Genomic DNA, 2343 nt, shown 5'->3' with positions numbered 1-2343 from the left:
CCCAGTCCTTCAGCCGCAAGATCGCCAAGGCCCTGGCCGCCCGCGCGCCGGATTCGGTGCGCTGCCGCTTCATCGAGATCGGCGACCTGCCGCTCTACAACGAGGATCTGGACGGTGACGACCCGCCAGCGGCGTGGTCGGCCTTCCGTGCGGCGATGCGCGAATGCGACGCGGTGCTGTTCGTCACCCCGGAATACAACCGCTCGATCCCCGGCTGCCTGAAGAACGCGCTTGATGTCGGCTCGCGCCCATCGGGCAAGAGCGTGTTCAAGGGACTGCCCGCAGGGGTCGTCAGTGTCACACCGCATAAGCTTGGCGCTTTCGGCGCCAATCATGCGCTGAGACAAACCTTCGCCTTCCTCGACATGCCAGTGATGCAGCAGCCGGAGGCCTATATCGGCAATGTCGCGGAAATCCTGGACGGCAAAGGCGCGGGGACCAATGCCGACACCGCCACCTTCCTCGAAAATTTCATGGCCAGCCTGGAAAGCTGGATCAGGACGGTGCATCCTGCCGGCTCGTCCTTCGATGCCTTCATGAAGCAGCGCGAGAAGATCGCCGAAGACTATGTCAATGGCGATGCCGCCTCGCTGAAGGCGATCGTCACCCGTGCCGGGCCGGCGACGTTCTTCTCACCGCGCGGCGACCATCTCGAAGGCGCCGAAGCGGTTGCCGGCCGTTACGAACGCGATGCCGCAAGCTTCCACAAAGGCGGCAACACCGACCTCGAGGTGCTGCAAGCGTCGGCGAGCGGCGATCTGGCGTTCTGGAGCGGCTTGCAGCATGCCAAGGCGCGCATCGGCAAGAACGGCGAGGCGACCGAGATGACCTTGCGGGTGACGGAAGTGTTTCGGCTGGAGGATGGCGCGTTCAAGCTGGTGCATCGCCATGCCGACCCGGTTCATTAGCCGGCGCTTGCAAAATCCGCGACACAATGCCGGGGGGCTTTGCAACACGCACCTATTCCTTTTGGCCTGCGAGCGGCATACATCGGATACATGGTCGTGCCACTTGATGGCATGATGGCGACGACAAAGATACGAATGAGCGCGGATACGGAAGTCTCGCCGTCGGGGGCCGGCAAGCCAGCGATATTGGACGGTACGATTGTCGTCGGCGGGGGCGCCGCCGGGCTTGCCGCCGCGCATGCGTTGACCATGGCTGGCGTGACGACGCGGATCCTGGAGCGCGAGCAGAGGCTGGCCGAACCCTGGCACCGCCGCCACGACAATCTGCACCTCAACACGCATCGCGACCTCTCCTCATTGCCAGGCGTGTCCTATCCGGCGGGGACACCGGCGTTCCCGCACCGCAGCGCCGTCGCGCGCCATCTCAATGAGTTCGCCGAAACGCACCGGCTGCCCGTCGCCTTCGGGGTCGAGGTCGACGAGATCGAATTCCGAGGCGACCATTGGCTGCTGCGGACAAGCGAGGGCTTGAAGGCGGCGCGATATGTGGTGATCGCCACCGGACGGGACCGGCAGCCCTTCATCCCGGCCTGGACAGGCATGGACGATTTTTCCGGCAGGATCATCCATTCGGCCGATTTCGGAAAGGCAAGCGACTATGCCGGCAAGAAGGTGCTGGTGGTCGGCGCCGGCAATTCCGGCTTCGATGCGCTCAACCATCTTTCCCGTGTCGAGACCGGCCAGATCTGGCTTTCGGCGCGCAACGGACCTTCGCTGCTGCCCAAGCGCATCGGCAAGATCGCGGTGCACCGCATATCGCCGCTCATGGCCAACCTGCCCACATGGCTCGCCGACGCGGTCATGGCGGCAACGCAGCGCCTGGTGTTCGGAGATCTGACGAAATACGGCCTGCCCCCTGCCCCGTCGGGCGGCGCCAGCCGGCTCGGCTCCGACTATACCGCGATCGCGGCCGACGACGGCGCGGTCGAGGCCATCAAGGCCGGGCGCATCATCGTCGTGCCGCAGTTGCGCGAATTCAGGCGCGACGGCGTCGTGCTCGACAATGGCCAGCGAATAGCGCCCGACATCGTCATCGCCGCCACCGGCTACCGCACCGGACTGGAACCGATGCTGGGCAAGCTCGGCGTGCTCGACGCCAAGGGCGTGCCGCTGTTCAACGGCGCCGCAAACGACCCGAAGCTGCCCGGGCTCTGGTTCACCGGCATGCGGCCCAGCATTCGCGGCTGCTTCGCCAACTCAACAATCCAGGCCGCGGCGATCGCCAGGAAGATCACTGGCCTGAAGAGCTGAGCGCGCTACAAGGAACAGACAAGACGGTCGGTCGTTTGCCTTTCTCTGATGAAAGGAAGCGAGATGCCGACGCCCGATGAGCTCGAAGCAAAATTCTGGAAAGCCCTGAAATCGGATATGACAA

At 64.5% G+C, this 2343-nt stretch carries 2 protein-coding genes; both read left to right on the top strand.

Features of this window, described 5'->3' with window-relative positions; genetic code table 11:
* On the top strand, positions 1–908 hold a 908-nt coding region (locus EOA28_RS32645; protein ID WP_128315697.1), incomplete at its 5' end, for an NAD(P)H-dependent oxidoreductase.
* A gap of 135 nt (positions 909–1043) precedes the next feature.
* Positions 1044–2219: an NAD(P)/FAD-dependent oxidoreductase gene (locus tag EOA28_RS32640; RefSeq protein WP_127251881.1), complete on the top strand. Its 1176-nt coding sequence runs from the start codon at positions 1044–1046 to the stop codon at positions 2217–2219.
* Positions 2220–2343: the final 124 nt, after the last annotated feature.

Source organism: Mesorhizobium sp. M2A.F.Ca.ET.067.02.1.1 (assembly GCF_004023285.1).
Lineage (GTDB): Bacteria > Pseudomonadota > Alphaproteobacteria > Rhizobiales > Rhizobiaceae > Mesorhizobium.
The sequence above is the reverse complement of the archived record's forward strand: the minus strand, read 5'-3'. Positions and strand labels throughout refer to the sequence as shown.

Bases quoted from the DNA above. Each gene is read 5' to 3' on its own strand.
- EOA28_RS32640 (WP_127251881.1), top strand. From the start codon at position 1,044: ATGAGCGCGGATACGGAAGTCTCGCCGTCGGGGGCCGGCAAGCCAGCG.